The organism is Stenotrophomonas sp. DDT-1, from assembly GCF_001580555.1.
Taxonomy (GTDB): Bacteria; Pseudomonadota; Gammaproteobacteria; order Xanthomonadales; family Xanthomonadaceae; genus Stenotrophomonas; species Stenotrophomonas sepilia.
In genome coordinates this window covers 1-20397 of the sequence record NZ_LEKR01000016.1, presented here as the reverse complement: position 1 = coordinate 20397, position 20397 = coordinate 1, and the positions used below count along the sequence as shown (strand labels likewise).

Sequence of the window (20397 nt, the reverse complement as noted above, 5' to 3'; positions counted from 1 at the left end):
TCCGCATGCGCCAGGCATTCAGCCGAGCATGGCTCGGCTCTACAGAACGCGATGTCGCCGGGGTCATGCAGTCCGGATCAACGCGCCAGCAACGCGCGGGCCAGTTCCAGGTCGCTCTGCTGCTGTGCGGCGGCACTCTGCTCACGCAGGTGGACCAGCGCGGCCTGCAGGCGGGCGCCACGGATCTGGCCGTCGCTGGCGACGAACGCAGCGGCATCGTCGCGCGCCGCCAGCACCACCTTGTCATCACCCGAGCTGCTGCCCGAGGAGCCGGAGGAAGCACCGGTGGCCGAACCGGCCGAGGTGCCGGCAAAGCTGGAAGCGAAGCCGGCCAGCGGCAGGGACAGCAGGGCGAGCAGCAGAAGCGGACGGGTCATCGTTCGAAGCCGGTTGTAAGGATGCGTGGAGCGTAACGGGTGCGTGAAGGATTTGCCCGGCTCAGGCGTCGAACAGCTTGCCGGGATTCAGCCGCGCTTGGGGATCGAACGCGCGTTTGACCGCCTTCATCAGCGCGATTTCGGCCGGGCCGCGGGTGCTGTCCAGGTAGCCCTTCTTGACCAGGCCGATGCCATGCTCGGCCGAGATGCTGCCATCGAAACGCGCCAGCACCTGCGCCAGCAGCTTGGTGACGTGCTCGCACTGCGCCACGAAATCGGCGTCACTGGTGTCGTCGGGCTTGAGCACGTTGATGTGCAGGTTGCCGTCGCCGATATGGCCGAACCAGACCACGTCGAAGTGCGGGTAGGCTTGCCCGATCAGCGCCTGGGTCTCGGCCAGGAACGCCGGCATCGCCGAGATCCGTACCGAGACGTCGTTCTTGTAGGGTTTGTAGCGCGCCAGCGATTCGGTGATGCCTTCGCGCAGGCGCCACAGCTGGGCGGCCTGGGCGTCGCTGGCACTGATCACACCGTCGCTGACCCAACCGTTGCCCATGCAGTCTTCGAAGGCCGCCATCGCTGCCGCTTCCTGCGCCTCGTCGTTGGCGGCGAACTCGGTGACCACGTAGTACGGGTGCACCTCGTCGAACGGCGCCTGCGCACCGTGCGCCAGCACATGTTCCAGCGCGCGGTCGGTGAAGAACTCGAAGGCCTGCAGTTGCAGGCGCGCGCGGAACGCGGCGAACACCTGCATCAGCACTTCGAAGCTGGGTACGGCCAGCAGCATCACGTTGCTGGCCGGCGGCGGATCGGTCAGCTTCACCGTCGCCTCGACGATCACCCCCAACGTACCTTCCGAACCAATCAGCAGCTGGCGGAAGTCATAGCCGCTAGAGTTCTTGATCAGGCCCTTGTTGAGCTCGAGCAGTTCGCCACTGGCGGTGACCACCTTCAGCCCGGCAATCCACTCGCGGGTGTTGCCGTAGCGGATCACACGGATGCCGCCGGCATTGGTGGCGATGTTGCCGCCGATCGTGCACGACCCGCGTGCAGCGAAATCCACCGGATAGATCAGGCCGTGGTCCAGCGCGGCGTTGTGCACGGCCTCCAGCGGCATGCCGGCCTGCACCACCAGGGTGCGATCGACCGCGTCGTAGTCCAGCGCCTTGTTCATCCTCTCCAGGCTGAGCACCAGCTCGCCGTTGGCCGCCACCGCGCCACCCGAGAGGCCGGTGCGGCCGCCCGACGGCACCACCGCCACGCCCTCGGCGGCACTCCAGCGCATCACCGCCTGTACCTCCTCGACCGTGGCCGGCAGTGCGATCGCCAGCGGCGCCGGCGTCCAGCGCCGGGTCCAGTCGCGCCCGTAATGCTCCAGGTCGGCCGGGTCGGTCTTCAGCTTCAGGCCGGGACAGGCCTGCTGCAGCGAGGCAATGCGGGAATCGGTCATGACGGTCCAGCGCGGGGCGTGAAGAACGGGCAAGCGTGCCAGCGGCACGCGCCAGCGTCCAGCCCCGCAGCCGGGCCGATAGCTACGGATGCAACCAATTGCGCACTGCACCATGGGGGCTTCGATCTGGCATAGTGGTCAGCCCCTGTCCCACTGGCCGTGTTGCCTCATGTCGCCGAAGAAGACCTCGTTCCCGAAGCAGGATATCCGCGTGCTGTTGCTGGAGGGGGTCAGCCAGACCGCCGTGGAGGTGTTCAGCGCCGCCGGCTACAGCCAGATCGAAGCGCACACCAAGGCGCTGCCCGAGGACGAATTGAAGGCGCGCATCGCCGAGGCACATATTGTCGGCATCCGTTCGCGCACCCAGCTCAGCGCCGAGGTGCTGGCCGAGGCCAAGCGCCTGATCGCGGTGGGCTGCTTCTGCATCGGCACCAACCAGGTCGACCTGGATGCGGCCGAACTGGCCGGCATCCCGGTGTTCAATGCGCCCTATTCCAACACCCGCAGCGTGGCCGAGCTGGTGATCGCCGAGGCGATCATGCTGACCCGCGGCATCCCGCAGAAGAACGCCGAATGCCATCGCGGCGGCTGGTCGAAGTCAGCCAGCGGCAGCCATGAAGTGCGCGGCAAGACGCTGGGCATCATCGGTTATGGCCACATCGGCACCCAGGTCGGCGTGCTCGCCGAATCGCTGGGCATGCAGGTGATCTTCCACGACGTGGAAACCAAGCTGGCACTGGGTAATGCCCGTGCAGCGGCCAGCCTGGACGACCTGCTGGCACGCGCCGACATCGTCACCCTGCACGTGCCGGAGACGCCGGCCACGCAGTGGATGATCGGCAGCACCGAGCTGGCGAGGATGCGCAAGGGCGCGCACCTGATCAACGCCGCGCGCGGCACCGTGGTCGACATCGATGCGCTGGACGCGGCGCTGGCCAGCGGCCACGTCGGTGGTGCCGCGCTGGACGTGTTCCCGGTTGAACCGAAGGGCAACGGCGATATCTTCGAGTCGCCGCTGACCCGCCACGACAACGTGATCCTGACCCCGCACGTGGGCGGCAGCACGCTGGAAGCGCAGGACAACATCGGCGTGGAAGTGGCGGCCAAGCTGGTGCGCTACAGCGACAACGGCAGCACCCTGTCGGCGGTCAACTTCCCGGAAGTGACCCTGCCCGAACACGAAGACAGCCTGCGCCTGCTGCACATCCACCAGAACGTGCCGGGCGTGCTGTCCAAGGTCAACGAGATCTTCTCGCGCCACAACGTCAACATCGACGGCCAGTTCCTGCGCACCGACCCGAAGGTGGGTTACGTGGTGATCGACATCACCGCCAGCGAGGCACAGGCCGCCGCCGTCCGCGACGAACTGGCCGCCATTCCAGGGACGTTGCGTACGCGCATCCTGTATTGACGCGCGTCCCGCCTTGCACGTGTAGAGCCGAGCCCTTGCTCGGCTGCGGTTCCGGCCTGCATCGAGCCGAGCATCGGCTCGGCTCTACAGGTTGCTAGCGCGCCAACCACCGGCGCGCCATGCGCTGCATGCATTCATCCGATTCGGGGTCGGCCGCGACTTCGGTCACCGGCCGCCAGGCCAGGTCCAGCGATTCCTCGCTGAGCACGAAGGCCTCTCCCCCCAGCGCCCGGATCACGAAACGCACGTCGTAGTGCCAGTGCCCCGGCACGTCCTTGCGCTCGGGAATCCAGTGCTTGTCCAGATCGAAGATGGCCGGGTCTTCCAGCACCAGGCCGCTCAGGCCGGACTCCTCCTCGGCTTCCTTCAGCGCCACCTGCGCCAGATCACGGTCGCCGTCGGCGTGACCGCCCAGCTGCAGCCAGCGCTGCAGCTTTCGGTGATGGGTGAGCAGCAGGCGCTGGCCGTCGGCACTGACCAGCCAGCAGCTGGCGGTGAAATGCCCGGCCAGCCGTTCGCGACGGAACGGATCTTCTGGATCGTCCAGCAATGTGCCGAATTCGGCAGCCAGTGCGTCGTGGGCGGGCTCGCGGCGGGCATAGTCACGCAACAGGCCACGCAGGCGATCGTCAAGCACGGCAAGGGTTTCGGCGGTCTGGCGCATGAATGGGGGCGGTTCGGAAAAATACTGCTCATTATCGCCGTTCATTGTTGCGATTGCGCTTGTGCGTTGGCTTCAGCTTTGGCTAAGGTACAGCGGGCCGTTCGCGCGGCCTTCACCATTCCAAGGTTGCCGGCAACGTATCGGCGGCCCACCCCATCCGATCACTAGGAAGTACTGCATGCTGAAAGCTCTGTTGAGGGTCAAGCCGGTCCAGCCGGCCGGGCACGTCGATGCCGGCGAACCCATCGAAGGCAGCCTGGACGGCGAAGCCACGCTGAAACGGACCCTCACGGCTAAACACCTCATCCTGCTTGGCGTGGGTGCGGTGATCGGCGCTGGTATCTTCGTGCTGACCGGCCAGGCCGCGGCCAACCACGCCGGCCCGGCGGTGATGCTGTCGTTCGTGCTGGCCGGTTTCGCCTGTGCCCTGGCGGGCCTGTGCTACGCCGAGTTCGCGGCGATGATGCCGGTCTCCGGCAGTGCCTACTCCTATTCGTATGCCACCCTCGGCGAAGGCATGGCCTGGTTCATCGGCTGGTGCCTGGTGCTGGAGTACCTGTTCGCCTCGGCGTCGGTCGCGGTGGGCTGGTCGGCCTACCTGATCAGCTTCATCACCACCACGCTGCACATGCCCTTCCCGGACCTGCTCAGCGCCGCACCCATCGCCTGGACCGGCAGCGAGTTCGTCTCTTCCGGCAAACTGTTCAACCTGCCGGCGGTGCTGATCGTGGCGGCGGTGTCCGGCCTGCTGTACGTGGGCGTGACCCAGTCGGCGTTCGTCAACGCCATCATCGTGGCGATCAAGGTCACCGTCATCTGCCTGTTCATCGGCATCGGCGCGGCCCACATCGACCCGGCCAACTGGCAGCCCTTCATTCCGGAAAACACCGGCGTGCCGGGTGAGTTCGGCTGGAGCGGCATCTTCCGCGCGGCCACCATCGTGTTCTTCGCCTACATTGGTTTCGATGCGGTCTCCACCGCCGCCGGCGAAACCAAGGACCCGCAGCGCAACATGCCGATCGGCCTGCTCGGCTCGCTGGCCGTGTGCACCATCGTCTATATCATCGTCTGCGCGGTGCTGACCGGCATGATGCCGTACCACCTGCTGGGCACCGACAAGCCGGTGGCGACCGCGCTGGAGCCCTACCCGACCCTGTCCTGGCTGAAGACCCTGGTCGAGATCGGCGCCATCGCCGGCCTGTCCTCGGTGGTGCTGGTGATGATGATGGGCCAGACCCGCATCGCCTACACCATTTCCCGCGACGGCCTGCTGCCGAAGTTCTTCGGCAAGGTCCACGCTCGTTTCCGCACCCCCTATTGGGCCACGATCGTGGTCGGGGTGATCGCCGCCGCACTGGCCGGCCTGGTGCCGCTGAACGTGCTGGGCGAACTGGTGTCGATGGGCACCCTGTTGGCCTTCGCCACGGTCTGCATCGGCGTGCTGGTGCTGCGCTATACCAAGCCGGAGATCCACCGCCCGTTCCGCGTGCCAGCGGTGTGGATCATCTGCCCGCTTGGCGCTGCGGCCTGCCTGTTCCTGTTCTGGCAGGCGTTCGTGGTGCACTGGCACCTGTTCGTCGGCTGGACCGTGCTGGGCATGCTGATCTATCTCGGCTATGGCATGCGCAACAGCAAGCTGGCCAAGTCACCCTGATCCGCCTACGGGCCGGCCCTGTGCCGGCCCGTCCGTTTTCCCCGCGCCAGACATGGCGCGCTTCGACAAGACCACCAGACATGTTCAAGCAACTGTGGGCCACCAAGCACCCGCATGCCGCCCACGAAGACGCCAACGGCCTGAGCCTGCGCCGCCACCTCGGCCCCTGGGGCCTGACCGCCCTCGGCATCGGTGCCGTGATTGGCGGCGGCATCTTCGTCATCACCGGCCAGGCCGCCGCCAACCACGCCGGCCCCGCGATCATGCTGTCGTTCGTGCTGGCCGCCATCTGCTGCGCCTTCTGCGCGCTGGCCTACGCCGAGTTCGCCTCGATGGTGCCGGTCTCTGGCAGCGCCTATACCTACACCTATGCCACCTTCGGCGAACTGTCGGCCTGGTTCATCGGCTGGATGCTGGTGCTCGAGTACGGCGTCTCTGCGTCGGCGGTGGCGGTCAGCTGGACCGGCTATTTCCTCAGCCTGCTCAGCCAGTTCGACATTCATCTACCGGCGGCGCTGGTCAGTGCGCCACTCGATGCACAGCTGCGCCCCACCGGCGCGATCGCCAACCTGCCAGCCGCTGCGCTGGTACTGCTGCTGACCTGGCTGTGCTACGTCGGCATCAGCAAGTCATCGGCGATGAACATGGCGATGGTCGTGCTCAAGACCGGCCTGATCCTGCTGGTCATCGTGGTCGGCTGGAAGTATGTGGACACCAGCAACTGGACCCCGTTCATTCCCGCCAACGAAGGCCCCGGCAAGTACGGCATGGAAGGCGTGCTGCGTGGCGCGGCGATGGTGTTCTTCGCCTACATCGGCTTCGAGGCGGTGTCGGTGGCGGCGCAGGAATCGAAGAATCCGCAGCGCGACATGCCGATCGGCATGATGCTGTCGCTGGTGGTCTGCACCGTGCTCTACATCGCGATGGCGGCGGTGATGACCGGCCTAGTGCCATTCCAGCTGCTGGGCACCGACGAGCCGGTGGTGACCGCGGTCGCGGCGCATCCGCAGCTGGGCTGGCTGCGCTGGGTGGTCGAGGTCGGCGCGCTGGTCGGCCTGTCCTCGGTGGTACTGGTGATGATCATCGGCCAGCCGCGCATCTTCATGATCATGGGCCGCGACGGCCTGCTGCCGCCGGTTTTCACCAGGATCCACCCCAAATACCGCACCCCGCACATCAACACGGTGATCACCGGCATCGGCATCGCGCTGCTGGCGGCGCTGTTCCCGCTGGACATCCTTGGCGAGCTGACCTCGATGGGCACGCTGATCGCGTTCGCGGCGGTGTGTGCCGGCGTGCTGATCCTGCGCCGCACCCAGCCGGACCTGCCGCGCCCGTTCCGCATGCCGATGGCGTGGCTGATCTGCAGCCTGGGCGTGCTGAGCTGCCTGGCGCTGCTGTCGGCGATGACGATGCACAACTGGATGCTGATGGGCGTCTGGACCTTCGTCGGTTTCGTGATCTATTTCTGCTACGGCTTCAGGCACAGCCGTCTGCGGGGTAAGTGAGGTTTTCTGCATTGCAGGGCCTGCGGCCCTGCACCCGCCTTTGAAGCCGGAGCAACGGCAACGGCAACAGCTGGGCTGAGGGCTTGGCGGGGAGGCATGGGTTCGCGGGGGACGCCGTGAATCCATCCCTGGAGGCTTGGCCGCGGCATCCATGCCGCGGACACCCCCGCGAACCCATGCCTCCCCGCCCCTGACAGTATCCCGGTGCGTCCGGTGGATCCACGCCATGCGTGGATGAAACGTTCTCATGAACGAATGTTCCGGAATGGATGATTCTGTAGAGCGGAGCCATGCTCCGCTCCGAGCAAGCGCAGCGAAGCGACCCGCTTTCGCTTTTCCTTCTTCACTCCGTGGCCGGCCGCACGCCGGAACCTGTCCGAGGCGGGGCGGGTAGGCCGTGCAGGGGCGTGAGCCGCATGGATGCGGCGACCGAGCTTACAGGGAGGTACTTGCAGCGTCCCCTGCACGGCCCACCCGCCCCCCCCCACCCATGAACCGCTCTACACGACCCGCCACAAGGGGCTCAGCCGTTGGCCGAATCCAGTAAAATCGTCGGCATGAACGCCCCCACCTTCCCCTACGACACCGCGCGCCTGAGCGAACTGGCCCAGCTGCTGATCGACAACGTCCGCGAACTGGCCCACGCCGGCTGGACGCCGGCCACCAGCAGCAACTTCTCCCACCGCCTGGACGATCGCCACGCGGCGATCACGGTGTCCGGCAAGGACAAGGGCCGCCTGATCGAGGACGACATCATGGTGGTGGACTTCGACGGCCAGGCCGTCGGCCGTCCGCTGCGCCCGTCCGCCGAGACCCTGCTGCACACCCAGTTGTACCGCCGCTTCCCGGAGGTCGGCTGCGTGCTGCATACGCACTCTCCGGTGCAGACCATCGCCTCGCGCCTGTACGCGCCGCAGGGTCATATCCGCCTGGAAGGCTACGAGCTGTTGAAGGCCTTCGCCGGCAACAGTACCCACGAAATGGCCATCGATGTGCCGGTGTTCGCCAACACCCAGGACATGAACGTGCTGTCGAAGCAGGTCGATGACCTGCTCGACCGGCAGAACCTGTGGGGCTATCTGATCGATGGCCACGGCCTGTACGCCTGGGGCCGCGACATGGCCGAGGCACGCCGCCACCTGGAAGCGTTCGAGTTCCTGTTCCACTGCGAACTGGAGCTGCGCAGGCTGCGCGGCTGAACCGGCGCGCAGGTGCAGATGCCGATCCGGAATCTGCGCCCTACACCCACCCTGCTACCCTGTCTCCCCCCCGAGACGTTCAAGCTGCCGCCATGAGCCGACTGCGCATCTACGACGACACCCGCCCCGATTCGCCGCTGCTGGACACCCAGGACGGCGCGGTCATCACTGCCGAGCTGCAGAAGATCGGCGTCACCTTCGAGCGCTGGCAGGCCACCGCGCCCGTCGCACCGGGCGCCAGCCAGGAGGAAGTATTCGCCGCCTACCGCGCTGACATCGACCGCCTGGTCGCCGAGCGCGGCTTCAAGAGCGTGGACGTAGCCTCGATCGCCCCGGACAACCCGAATCGCGCCGAGCTGCGCAGGAAGTTCCTCGACGAGCACTTCCACAAGGAAGACGAAGTGCGCTTCTTCGTCGCCGGCTCCGGCCTGTTCACCCTGCACGTGGGTGACAAGGTCTATGAGATCGAGTGCGTGAAGGACGACCTGATCGCCGTGCCCGATGGCACCACCCACTGGTTCGACATGGGCGAGGAACCCAGCTTCGTGGCGATCCGCTTCTTCACCGAGCCGGACGGCTGGGTCGGTCACTTCACCGGCACCGACATCGCGCAGAAGTTCCCTCGTTACGTACCCACCCAGGCGTCCTGATCCATGCAAGCCCGCGTCATCCTGACCGACATCGAAGGCACCACCAGCAGCATCTCGTTCGTCAAGAACGTGCTGTTCCCCTATGCGCGCAAGGCGTTGCCCGCGTTTGTCGCCGAGCATGGCCAGCAGCCGGACGTCCGCCGCTGGCTGGATGCGGTGGCTACCGAGATCGGCGGTGCCTGCCAGGACAGCCTCGTGGCCGAGACGCTGCAGGGCTGGATCGACCAGGACCGCAAGCACACCGCACTGAAGGCGCTGCAGGGACTGATCTGGGACGAAGGCTACCGCCGTGGCGACTACACCGCGCACTTCTACCCGGAAGTAGCGCCGGTGCTGAAGGGCTGGCACGCTTCCGGCCTGCCGCTGTACGTGTACTCCTCCGGTTCGGTGCCGGCGCAGAAGCTGTTCTTCGGCTTCAGCGACGCCGGCGACCTCAGCCCGCTGGTGTCGGGCTGGTTCGACACCGAAGTCGGCGGCAAGCGCGAGGCCGACAGCTACCGGCGCATCGTGCAGGCCATCGGCGTACCGGCCGGCGAGATCCTGTTCCTGTCCGATGTGGTGGAAGAACTGGATGCCGCCCGCGAAGCCGGGCTGCAGACCCGCCTGATCGATCGCCTGGATGATTACCCGATGCCGCGTACCGGCCAGGCCGCCAACGGCCACGAACGGGTCGAGAATTTCCAGCAGATCCAGCTGTAAAAAAGAAAGGTGTGCGGACCAACGGTCCGCACCTACCCGGCTCCGCTTCTGGTAGATGCCAACCTTGGTTGGCATGTTCCGGGGGTGCCAACCAAGGTTGGCACCTACCAAAGCGGGATACCCCTCAACGGTCGTTGAGGGTCTTCACCTGCAGCGCTTCGCGCAGGGTAACCAGATCCACCGGGCCGCGCACCGCGATATCGCGGGTTTCACCCGGCAGCTGGTCCAGCAGGTTGTCTTCGACCTGCACATCCAGCGCGCCGAAGTCGATCCACGCCGCGCGCACGTACGCCGCGCTTTCCAGCCGCAGACGATAGTGGTCCCCTTCGATGGACAACGTGGCCTTGAGTTTCTGCCGCGGCAACACCTGGTCCTTGGCTTCAACGAAACCGACCACCTGCCGCGCACTCACGTTGCCGTCCTGCAGCAACTCGAACACCGCCACCGTACGCATCGGGTCGGCACCGGCCAGCAGCTCTGCATCGCTGAAATCGCCCATCGGCGTGACACCCGCCGCCGCCAACGTCACCGTTTCCTCGCGACGACGCAGCACCTTCCCCTCCACGTCCATCACCCGCAGACGCCAGCGCGCATCCAGTGCGGCACCGTCGTTGATCAGGCGCACCCGCGTGCTGCCCTCGTCGCGCAGCGCTGCCACCGTCACTGGCGCGAAGAAACGCCGCGCGGCGAAGTGCAGCGCCTTCCAGCGGCCGAAATAGTCCACGCTGGACCACGAGGCGCCGGGCCAGACATCGTTGAGCTGCCAGTACAGCGAACCCATCGTGTATGGCCGCGAGGCGCGATGATGCAGCGCCGCCAGTGCGATGCCATCGGCCTGCATCACTTGGCTGAGATAGACGAAGTCCTCGAAGTCCTTCGGCGTGCCGTAACCCAGTTCGATGTAGTGCAGCAGGCGGCTGTTGCCCTCGCCGGCCATGAATTTCTGGTGCGCGCGGATCACCGGGCTGTCGATGCGCTGTTCGGCGCGGGTGGCGATCTGGTCCACCGTCGCCACCGACGGCCACGCCTGTAGCCCGTACTCGGACATGAAGCGCGGCGTCTCACGCAGGTAGGCCTGCACCGGCAGCGCCGGATTGCCCCAGACCTGCCAGTAGTGCTTGTCGCCACGCGTTGAATCGTTGGCCTTCTCGTCAAGGTCGTTGCTGGGCGAGCTGGACCAGTACGGCACGCCCAGCCCCTCCTCGCCCACAACCTGGCGCAGGTCGTTGCCGAACAGGTCGACGTAGCCCTGCCAGACCTTCGCCGCAAATGCCGGGTCGGCCGCCCTCAGGTCGCGGCCGTGGCCCCAGTCCTTCCAGGCAGTTTCTTCTTCGTTGTTGCCACACCACAGCACGATGCTGGGGTGATGGCGCAGACGACGCACGTTGTCGCGTGCTTCGGCCACCACGTTGGCACGAAACGCCGGATCGTAGCCCGGCTGCATGCCGCCGCCGAACATGAAGTCCTGCCACACCAGCAGGCCCAGTTCGTCGGCGATGTCGAAGAACGCGTCCTCCTCGTAGTAGCCGCCGCCCCAGTTGCGCAGCATGTTCATGTTGGCGTCGCGCGCGGCCGTCAGCACCTGGCGCAGGCGTGCGGCATCGACGCGCGCGGGGAAGGCGTCGAACGGAATGACGTTGGCGCCCTTGGCAAAGATCTCCACGCCGTTGATGACGAAAGCGAAGCCCTGCCCGCCCTTGCCGTCTTCCTCGCGGCGCAGTTCAACCGTGCGCAGGCCGATGCGCTGCTCGCGCACCAGCTCCGGCGCGCCACCTTGGTCCAGGCGGGCCCGCACCGTGTAGCGGTCCTGCGCACCGTGGCCGACTGGCCACCAGCGCCGCGGATCGGCCAGTTCAACCGGAACCTCGATGCTGTTCTGGCCGGGCTTCAGCAGCACCGTGCGCTGCACCTGGGCCACGTTGCGGCCCTGCGGATCGCGCACATCCACGGTCACCACGGCCGAGCCCGCCGCCGCGCCCTGCTCCACTTGCAGCAGCACGGCCAGCTTCGCCTGCTCCGTGCTCAATGCATGCGTGCGCACCGCAAGATCGGTCAGGCGGTGCGCGTCCCAAGCCTGCAGATCGATTCCGCGCCAGACGCCGGCGGTGACATAGCGCGGACCCCAGTCCCAGCCGAAGTGGTAGGCCGGCTTGCGCGCGAAGTTGCCGACCATCGCGTCCTTCGGCTCATCGCCATACGGCGACGGGTAGTTGCCAGCGATCTTGTGCGGCATTGCCTGCACGCCCGGCAGCAGGGTGCGGATCGGCGAACGGAACACGATCTGCAGTTCATTGTCCCTGGCCCGCAGGCGCCCATTCACGCGCGCGCGCCAGGTCCGGTGCGCGTTGTCCGCACGCAGCAGTGGCTTGCCGTTGAGGCTGACGTCGGCGTAGGTATCCAGACCGTCGAAGCGCAGCTCGGCATTGGGCTTTGCCAGCGTCGCCGCATCCACGTCGAAGCGGGCGCGGTACTCCCAGGCGGCCAGGCCGATCCATTGCAGTTCGGCCTCTGGTGCGCCGACATACGGATCACGGATCAGTTCGTGAGCGAGCAGGTCGGTGTGCACGCTGCCCGGCACCGTCGCCGCCCGCCATTGCTGCAGACCTGGGTGAGCGGCGCCCTGCGCGTCGCCGGGCAGCATACGGAACTCCCACTGTGCCTGCAGCGGCGTGGCAGCGACCGGGAAGGCGGACGCCGCGATCAGCAGCAGGAGCAGGCGGACAACGAGGGGAAGGCGATGCACGGGATGCTCCTGTTATTCCGCCGGGCTTGGCCCGGCGCTACCAATTCAACACGCCACGGTAGCGCCGGACCACGTCCGGCGAGCGCGCAGCGCGGCAGACCTCAACGCACGACGTTCAACACTTCGTAGCACGCACCCATGGTGTGGTAATCCACCTTGCCGGCCGGGCTCTTCTCGTCGCTGTACTTGCGATTGTCGGCATCGAGGATGCGGAACCAGGCGCCGTACCGGTGATCGACGAAGTGTTCCCACGAATACGCCCAGATACGCTCATACCACTGCCAATAGCGGTCGTCGCCGGTACGCTTGGCCATCAGTGCGGCGGTCGCCAGCGTCTCCGCCTGCACCCAGAAATACTTGTCATCGTCGCAGACGAAACTGTCGCCACCGATCGGGGCGCCATCCATGCCCGGCTGCCGGCGCGACTCCGGCGCGAAACCGTAGTACAGGCCACCCCGCGCCTCGTCCCAGCTGCGCGCCACGGCCACGTCGAACAGGTGCTGCGCGGTCGGCACCAGCCAATCGGCCTGCACATGGCGGTCCAGGATCAACAGCAGCTTGGCCCATTCGGTCTGGTGGCCCGGCTGGAAGCCCCACGGGCGGAACAGGTGCTTGGGGTCATCCAGGTTGTAATCCCAGTCGATCTCCCAGTTGGAATCGTAGTGCTCCCACACCAGGCCACCGGCCTTGGCGGCCTGGCGGCGGGTCATGTTGTCGGCCAGCTGCAGCGCGCGCTCCACATAGCGCTGTTCGCCGCTGGCCTCGAAGGCGGCCAGCATCGCCTCGCACATGTGCATGTTGGCGTTCTGGCCACGGTAGCCGGTGAAATTCCACTGCCCATCGGCTTCGTCCTTGTAGAGGCCGTGCTGCGGCTCCCAGAAGCGCGCTTCCAGCAGCTGCCAGGTCTCGTCCATCCATGCGCGGGCCTGTTCGAGACCGGCCTTCAGTGCGCAGCTGTAGGCCAACAGCACGAACGCCACGCCGTAGCAGTGGTTCATGTCGTCCTCGACCTTGCCATCGCGCAGGGTCCAGGCGTAACCGCCGGTGGCCGGGTTGCGGTGCACCTCGCGCAGGTAGCGCACGCCGTGCTCGACTGCCTCACGGTATTCGACGTTGCCGAATTCGCGGTAGGCCATCGCATAGTTGAAGACGAAACGCGTGCTGCTCACCAGATGGCGATGGTTGGCGTCGTAGATGCTGCCGTCGTCACGGAAGTAGTGGAAGAAGCCACCGTTCGGGTCGATGCAGCGCGGGTGGTAGAACGCCATCGTGTCGGCGATATGCGCGCGCAGGAACGCGGGCGAACGGAAGTCGGGGGAGGTGCTCATGCGGTAATGTCCTGGGCCTGCAGCAGGTGCTGCACTTCATCGAGCGAGGGCATCGCGGCGAACGCGCCCTTGCGGGTAACAGCCAGCGCGCCGACCGCGGCGCCGAAGCGCAGCGTGGCGGTGATCGCCTCCGGGTCCTGGCAGAAGGCGGCAAAACCGGCACCGGCGCCGCCGCGCTCCAGCAAGCCGACCAGCACGCCACCGACGAAGGCATCACCGGCCGCGGTGGTATCGACGGCAGCCACGCGGAAGCTGGTGACCGTGCCGTGGTTGTCGCGCGTGTACCAGTGCAGCGTGGCCGCACCGTCGGTGACGATCACCCAGCGCGCGCGCGCAGCGAGCAGGCGCCGCAGTACCGCTGCCTCGCCATCGGCACCCAGCGGCGCGGCCAGGTAGTCCAGCTCCTCGCGCGACAGCTTGACCAGGTCGGCGCGTTCCAGCGCCTGCCACAGGCGCGGTGTCGGGTCCTCGTTCGCCGGCCACAGCGCAGGACGCAGATTGAGGTCGAGGCTGACCGTCGCACCGGCGGCGCGAGCACGGGCCATGCCGGCGAAGGTGGCCTCGGCGATGGCCGGCTCGGTCAGGCTGTTGGAGCAGACGTGGAAGCACTGCGCGCTGTCGAAGCACGCGGCCTGGAAGTCGCTGTCACGGAACAGCAGGTCGGCTGCAGGCGGACGATAGAAGCTGAAGCTGCGTTCGCCGCTGGCATCCAGTGCGACGAAGGCCAGTGCGGTCTTGGCCGCATCGGTACGCACGATGTAATCCGTGCCCACGCCGTGCTCGACCAGGCTGTCGGCCAGGAAGTCGCCGAACATGTCGCGGCCCAGCATGCCCACGAACTGGGTCTTAGCGCCCAGCCGTGCAGCCGCCACGGCAACGTTGGCCGGTGCACCACCGGCGTACTGCAGGAAGGCGCGCGGCGTGTCGGCCGAGGCCGGCGGCTGCGCTAGTAGATCGATCAAAATTTCGCCGAAGCAAACGATGGCACCCATTCCGGACTCAGCCTCCCTGCGTTGCGGAGGCCGGCGTACGCGCGCCGACCAGTCCGTAGAAAATGATGTAGCCGTAGCACAGCAGCGGCAGGATGAAGCTGGCCTGCACACCGATGTGGTCGGCCAGGACGCCCTGCAGGTACGGCACCACGGCACCGCCGACGATGGCCATGATCAGCAGGCTGGAGCCCTTGTTGGTCAGCGGCCCCAGGCGCTCGATGCTCAGCGCGAAGATGGTCGGGAACATGATCGAGTTGAACAGGCCGATCGCCACCACCGAGTACAGCGCGATGTTGCCGGAGCTCAGCATGGTCGTGACCAGCAGCGCCACGTTGACCAGCGCGAAGATCGCCAGCAGGCGGCTGGGCGAGAAGCGCGCCAGCAGCGCGGAGCCCGCGAAGCGGCCGATCATCGCCATCGTCCAGTAGGCCGACACGTAGTGCGTGGCTTCCTGTTCGTTGAAGCCACCGATGTTGGGCATCGACAGGTAGTTGACCAGGAAGCTGCCAATCGAAACCTCAGCGCCGACGTAGAAGAAGATACCCAGCACGCCCAGCAGCAGGTGGCGCTTGCGCAGCGCGTCCAGGTAGCTGTGATGGTGGCCCTGGTCGGCCTGCTCGGTGGCGTCGCTCAGCGCCGGCAGGCGGAACAGGAACACGAACAGCGCCAGCAGCACCAGCGCCACGGCCAGGCCCACGTACGGTCCCTGCACGGCCTGCGCCTCGGCGGCACGGTAGGCCAGCTGCTCGGCGGCCGGCAGCGCCGCGATGTCGTCAGCGCTCTTGACCGTGTTGGACAGGATCAGCATGCCGCCGAAAATCGGGGCGATGGCCGTGCCCAGCGAGTTCAGCGCCTGCGCCAGGGTCAGGCGGCTGGAACTGGTCTGTTCCGGGCCCAGCAGCGCAACGTACGGGTTGGCGGCGACCTGCAGCACGGTGATGCCCGTGGCCAGTACGAACAACGCACCCAGGAAGGCGCCGTAAACGCGCAGCTCGGCCGCCGGCCAGAAGCCCAGCGCGCCAATGCCGGCGATCACCAGTCCAGCCACGATGCCCTTCTTGTAGCCCAGCGCCGCCACCAGGCGGCCCGCCGGCAGCGACATCAGGAAGTAAGTACCGAAGAAGGTGAACTGCACCAGCATCGCCTTGGCGTAATTCAGTTCGAACACCGCCTTCAGGTGCGGGATCAGGATGTCATTGAGGCAGGTCAGGAAGCCCCACATGAAGAAGATCGTGGTGACGACAGCCAACGCCTTGCCGTTGGTGACGGCGGGTGCGTTGCCCGAAGAACCCGATGGACGGGGCGTTGCGGAGATCGGCATGCGGTACGCGCCTCGATGCGCGGAAGGTCGTTGTTGCGTGGAAGGGGTATATGGAAGAAATCAGTTCGGTCGTGCGGCGCTGCTTTCGCGGATGCGCAACTGCACCGGCGCGACCGTGCGCCGTGGCGGCGCGTCCGGTTCGTCCAGCCGCTGCAGCAGCAGCGCGGCAGCCTGGCGGCCACGCTCGCGCGGGTCGGCGGTGAGCGTGGTCAACGGCGGCACCGCGACCGACGCCTCGGAAATATCGTCGAAGCCGGTCACGGCAAAATCACCGCCCGGACGGATACCGCGCGAGTTCAAGCCCAGCATCAGGCCCAGCGCGACGGTGTCGTTGTAGCAGACCGCCGCACTTGGGCGATGGCCATCGGCGAACAGCTCATCGGTGCGCGCAGCGGCTTCCAGCCGGTTCGGCGCCGATTCGATCATCCAGCCCGGCGGCAGCGACAGGCCGGCCTCGGCCAGCGCCTGCTGGAAACCCGCACGGCGCTGGTGGCAGGAACTGGATGCGGCGTGGCCGCCGAAGAAGGCGATCTGGCGGTGGCCGCGCTCGATCAGGTGGCGCGTGGCCAGATAGGCGCCGTGCTGGTTGTCCAGGGTCAGGAAGTCCCAGTCGGCCCCGGCCAGTTCGCGGTTGAACAGCAGCACGTTGGCATTGGCACCCAGTGCCTGCCGCAGCTGTGCGGTATCGCTGCCCTCGGCCGGCGACAGGATCAGGCCGGCCGGGGTGTGCTCCATCAGCGTGGACAGCACCGCCTGCTGCCGCTCCGGCGATTCACCCGTGCTGCCGAGCAGGGTCACGTAGCCACGCCCACCCAACGCCTCGTCCACGCCCGATGCGAACTCGGCGAAGAACGGGTTCGAAAGATCGTTGATCACCAGCGCGATGCTCGACGAGGTCCGCCGGCGCAGGTTGGCCGCCGCGCGGTTGTAGACGTAGCGCTGGCGGCGCAGTTCGGCCTCGACCTTGGCCCGGGTATCGACATTGACCAGCGGGCTGCCACGCAGCACCAGCGACACGGTTGCCCGTGACACGCCGATCGCGCGCGCGATGTCGGTCACCGTCACCGCCTTGCCGGCGCGCTTGCTGGGACTGTTGCCGTTGTCGTTCATCGTCTTCCCGGACTCCGCTGGAGGCTCAAGCCTAATGGATCAGGGCCGTGTCGTGCCGTGCCGTTCGCTGGGTCAGCGAGAACGGCACAGTCCGGCTCAGCGCAGCTGGCTGCCCGGTGCCGCGCACCAGGACACCGGCAGGTCCTTCACCGCGGTGCCCCAGCCCTGCTCCGGCGCCTTCGCGTCGAGTGCGAACTGCAGGCGCGGGCCCTGCTGCAGCCGGTCCCAGTCCAGCCACACCGGTGCATGCGGCTGGCCGTCGACCTGCACACCCTGCACGTACTGCAGGCGGCGGCCATCGGCACCCGGCGCGTCGATGCGCAGGGTCCGGCCATTGCCCATGTCCACTTCGACCTTGCTGAAGCGCGGCGTGTGCAGCAGGAACTGGCCGCTGCCCGGCACCGCCGGGTACACGCCGATGGCGCTGAACAGGTACCAGGCCGACATCGTGCCGAGGTCATCGTTGCCGGTCACGCCATTGGGGGCATTGGTGAACAACTGCTGCGCGGCACGCACCACGGCGGCGGTCTTCCACGGCTGGCCGATCAGCGTGTACAGCCACGGCGAGTGCAGGTCCGGCTCGTTGTTGGGGTTGTAGCGGAACTGGTTGTAGTAGCTGTACGGCCCGACCACCCACGCCTTGCGGGCGGCATTGAGCGGATCGGCCTGCAGTGCGTCCATCGCGAAGAACGCATCGAGGCGGCGGCCCGCCTGTTCGCGGCCGTCCATCGCTTCGACCAGGCCCGGCACGTCCTGCTGCGCCAGCCACTGGTACTGCCACGCCGTGCCCTCATGGAATCCGTGGTGCGAACGCGGGCTGTAATGGCCGTCGGACGGGGTGTACCACTGGCCATCCTCGGTGCGCGGGCGCGGGAACCCGGTGAAGCCGGTCTCGGCATCCCGCACCTGCGGGTCCCACACCTTGCGCCAGTTGCGGCCACGCTCACGGAGTGTCGCCGCATCCTGCGCATGGCCCAGGCCATCGGCCATCTGCGAGAGCGCGCAGTCGGCCAGCGCGTACTCCAGCGTGGCCGAACCACCGTGGTGCGGATCGACGTCCATGCCCTTGGACGGGAACGCGCGGTCGTAGGCCACATAGCCCTTGTCCAGGTAGGTCGGGTTGCCGGAGCGTCCGGCCATGCGCGAGTTCAGTGGTGGCGTGCCGAAGGCATTGCGGCGCAGTGCATCCCAGGCTTGCGATTCACGGCCCTTGAGTGCGCCGAAGCGCCACAGGTCGACCATGAACGGCGTGACCGGATCGCCGGTCATGATGTTGGTCTCGAAGTTGGCATAGCCCCAACGCGGCAGCCAACCGATCTGCTCATTGATCGCCAGCAGGGTGCGGCCGATGTCGCGCGCCACGTCCGGGCGGGTCAGTGCCAGCCACTGGTTCTGCGCGCGGTAGGTGTCCCAGAGCGAGAAGTACTCGTAGTAGGTCCAGCCATCGGCACGGTGGATGCCATCGTCATAGCCGCGGTAGCGGCCATCGGCATCGTTGCCGGTCATCGGCTGCAGCAGCGCGTGGTAGACCGCGCTGTAGAACACGGTGCGGTCATCGGCGGTGCCGCCCTGCACGCGCACCCGGCCCAACTGCTCACGCCAGGCCTGCTGGGACAGCGCGCGCATGCGGTCGAAGCCGAGCAGCGCCCCATTCTGCATGCCTTCTGCGCGCAGGTTGGTGCGCGCGCCTTCGGCGTCCACATGCGAGATCGCGCTGACCGCCGTCACCGACTGGCCCTTGGCCAGGTCGAAACTGAGCCAGGCGCCGTTGGGCTTCTGCTCGCCTTCCATGCTGTGGCGCGCGCCCGGCAGGCCACCACCCTCGCCCCAAGTGCCATGCGCCTTGAAGGGACGGTCGAACTCGATGCGGAACCAGGTGGTGTACTGGTGGCCGCCACAGAAACTCTTGGTGACCAGCTTGCCTTCCACCACGCGGTCGCCGACCACATCGACCACGCTGCCGATCACCGAATGGCGCTCGTTGGCCTGGCCGACATTGACGAGGACGTGGCCATCGCCGCTGCGCTGGCTGAAGGTGTAGCGCTCGGCCGCGGCACGGGTACGTGCGGTCGCCTCGGCATCGATGCCGCCGTAGCTGGTCAGGCGCACCTTGTAGTAGCCGGCCTGGCCGACCTCGCCATCGTGGGTGTAAGCCGAGGCATAGGCCTTGTGGTCGAACTGCTTGGCGTTGCCGGTATCGAAATCACCGCCCGGACCGATCGAGCCGGTCACCGGCAGCACCGACACCTGCCCGCCCTGTTCCCAGCAACCTGCGCCGGACAGGAAGGAGTGGCCGAACCCGCGAATCTTCTCGTCGTCATAGCGCCAGCCCGAGTAGTGGCTGCCGATCGGACTGACTTGGATCAGGCCGAACGGTGCCGACGCACCTGGGAACGTGTTGCCGTCGTCCTTGCTGCCGATGAAGGTGTTGACCTCGCGCTCCAGCGCTGCCGGGGCAGCCTGCAGCAGCACTGGCACTGACGACAGCGCGAGCAGGCAGGCCAGGCGCACCAGCGGGCGCGAGGACAATGGGACGGCGGGAGCGGACGGCACTGGGCGCATGTCGGGTTCCTGTAGTCGATGACGCGGAGGCAGACGGCCGGGGGCGTTCGGCACCGTTCCGCTGAGCCCTGCCCTGACCTGCAGAGAGCTCCCCTGGAATGACGCCCGACCCACCAGACCGTGAATTTAGATCGATTCAAGTAGAGCATGCAGGTTCGGCCGAATGCATTCTGCGGCGCAGCATGAGAGGGGGTGTTCGGCAGGGCTGCGCCCTGCACCTGCTTCGAGCTGGAGCAACAGCAACAGCAAAAGCCGGCTGTCCGTGGGATGGCGGGGTGGGTCCGGTTGCGGGGGACGCTGCAAGTACGTCCATGTAAGCTCGGTCGCCGCATCCATGCGGCTCACGCCCCCGCAACCGGACCCACCCCGCCTTCGACAGAGTCCCGCGATCTGTAGATCCACGCCATGCGTGGATGAATCTCTGTCGGATAACGAAATCGATTGGAGTCAGATCCGTTTTCCGTTGGAAAACGGATCTGACTCCATGACCCCACGCAATTCCAGGACCCATCCAACCGTCACCGGGAAACTGTCAAAGGCGGGGCGGTGTGGGCTGGCAGGACCGTTGGCGCCATGGATGGCGCCATCGAGCCCCCAGGGGTTGAAGTGACCCCCGAGACTTGGACGGTGGGGTCAGGCGGCTGCTTGGGCCTGCTCCCGGTACTTTACCGGGCTTAGCCCCTTCAATTTCAATCTGATTCGCTCTTGGTTGTAGTACTTGATGTACTC

The 20397-nt window shown here is 66.8% G+C and carries 16 protein-coding genes; 6 read left to right on the top strand and 10 right to left on the bottom strand.

Features of this window, described 5'->3' with window-relative positions; all coding sequences use genetic code 11:
- Positions 1-77: 77 nt before the first annotated feature.
- Complete coding sequence (locus AB839_RS10090) at positions 78-377, bottom strand: DUF2388 domain-containing protein (protein ID WP_049447145.1); 300 nt, start codon at positions 375-377, stop codon at positions 78-80.
- 61 nt (positions 378-438) lie between these two features.
- On the bottom strand, positions 439-1827 hold the full coding sequence (locus AB839_RS10085) for an FAD-binding oxidoreductase (protein WP_061479255.1): 1389 nt from the start codon (positions 1825-1827) through the stop codon (positions 439-441).
- Positions 1828-1996: 169 nt separating this feature from the next.
- Between AB839_RS10085 and serA the strand changes: the two genes are divergently transcribed.
- Positions 1997-3238, top strand: a complete 1242-nt coding sequence (serA, locus tag AB839_RS10080) for a phosphoglycerate dehydrogenase (protein WP_061479254.1) — start codon at positions 1997-1999, stop codon at positions 3236-3238.
- Between the two features lie 94 nt (positions 3239-3332).
- Here the strand turns inward: serA and AB839_RS10075 are convergent, their stop codons facing one another.
- On the bottom strand, positions 3333-3947 hold the full coding sequence (locus AB839_RS10075) for an NUDIX hydrolase (RefSeq protein ID WP_082783325.1): 615 nt from the start codon (positions 3945-3947) through the stop codon (positions 3333-3335).
- A 133-nt stretch (positions 3948-4080) separates the two neighbouring features.
- Between AB839_RS10075 and AB839_RS10070 the strand changes: the two genes are divergently transcribed.
- The 5 genes from AB839_RS10070 to mtnC all read left to right on the top strand — a co-directional run bounded on the left by AB839_RS10070 (position 4081) and on the right by mtnC (position 9612).
- Positions 4081-5556 (top strand): amino acid permease, encoded by a 1476-nt coding sequence (locus AB839_RS10070; protein ID WP_005416354.1) that lies wholly within the window; start codon positions 4081-4083, stop codon positions 5554-5556.
- Between the two features lie 80 nt (positions 5557-5636).
- Entirely contained in the window at positions 5637-7064 is a 1428-nt protein-coding gene (locus AB839_RS10065; protein WP_053500013.1) for an amino acid permease, read from the top strand.
- 557 nt (positions 7065-7621) lie between these two features.
- Complete coding sequence (locus AB839_RS10060) at positions 7622-8263, top strand: methylthioribulose 1-phosphate dehydratase (protein WP_057497058.1); 642 nt, start codon at positions 7622-7624, stop codon at positions 8261-8263.
- A gap of 92 nt (positions 8264-8355) precedes the next feature.
- Complete coding sequence (locus tag AB839_RS10055) at positions 8356-8913, top strand: acireductone dioxygenase (RefSeq protein ID WP_061479252.1); 558 nt, start codon at positions 8356-8358, stop codon at positions 8911-8913.
- A gap of 3 nt (positions 8914-8916) precedes the next feature.
- Positions 8917-9612, top strand: coding sequence for an acireductone synthase (mtnC, locus tag AB839_RS10050; protein ID WP_061479251.1), 696 nt, complete (start codon positions 8917-8919; stop codon positions 9610-9612).
- A 124-nt stretch (positions 9613-9736) separates the two neighbouring features.
- Here mtnC and AB839_RS10045 read toward each other — a convergent pair whose 3' ends face one another.
- The 7 genes from AB839_RS10045 to AB839_RS21140 form a co-directional block, all read right to left on the bottom strand.
- Complete coding sequence (locus tag AB839_RS10045) at positions 9737-12355, bottom strand: glycoside hydrolase family 2 protein (protein WP_061479250.1); 2619 nt, start codon at positions 12353-12355, stop codon at positions 9737-9739.
- A gap of 101 nt (positions 12356-12456) precedes the next feature.
- On the bottom strand, positions 12457-13683 hold the full coding sequence (locus AB839_RS10040) for an AGE family epimerase/isomerase (RefSeq protein ID WP_061479249.1): 1227 nt from the start codon (positions 13681-13683) through the stop codon (positions 12457-12459).
- A complete protein-coding gene (locus AB839_RS10035; protein WP_061479248.1) occupies positions 13680-14675 on the bottom strand; it encodes a carbohydrate kinase in 996 nt (331 codons plus the stop codon). The genes AB839_RS10040 and AB839_RS10035 overlap by 4 nt, the downstream gene beginning before the upstream one ends.
- 7 nt (positions 14676-14682) lie before the next feature.
- Positions 14683-15996 carry an L-fucose:H+ symporter permease gene (fucP, locus tag AB839_RS10030; protein ID WP_061479247.1) on the bottom strand — a complete coding sequence of 438 codons (1314 nt, stop codon included), beginning with the start codon at positions 15994-15996 and terminating at the stop codon, positions 14683-14685.
- A gap of 60 nt (positions 15997-16056) precedes the next feature.
- A complete protein-coding gene (locus AB839_RS10025) occupies positions 16057-17106 on the bottom strand; it encodes a LacI family DNA-binding transcriptional regulator (protein WP_061479246.1) in 1050 nt (349 codons plus the stop codon).
- Between the two features lie 96 nt (positions 17107-17202).
- Positions 17203-19668, bottom strand: coding sequence for a GH92 family glycosyl hydrolase (locus AB839_RS10020; RefSeq protein WP_061479245.1), 2466 nt, complete (start codon positions 19666-19668; stop codon positions 17203-17205).
- A 633-nt stretch (positions 19669-20301) separates the two neighbouring features.
- A partial coding sequence (locus AB839_RS21140; RefSeq protein ID WP_156476642.1) for an IS3 family transposase occupies positions 20302-20397 on the bottom strand: 96 nt, incomplete at its 5' end.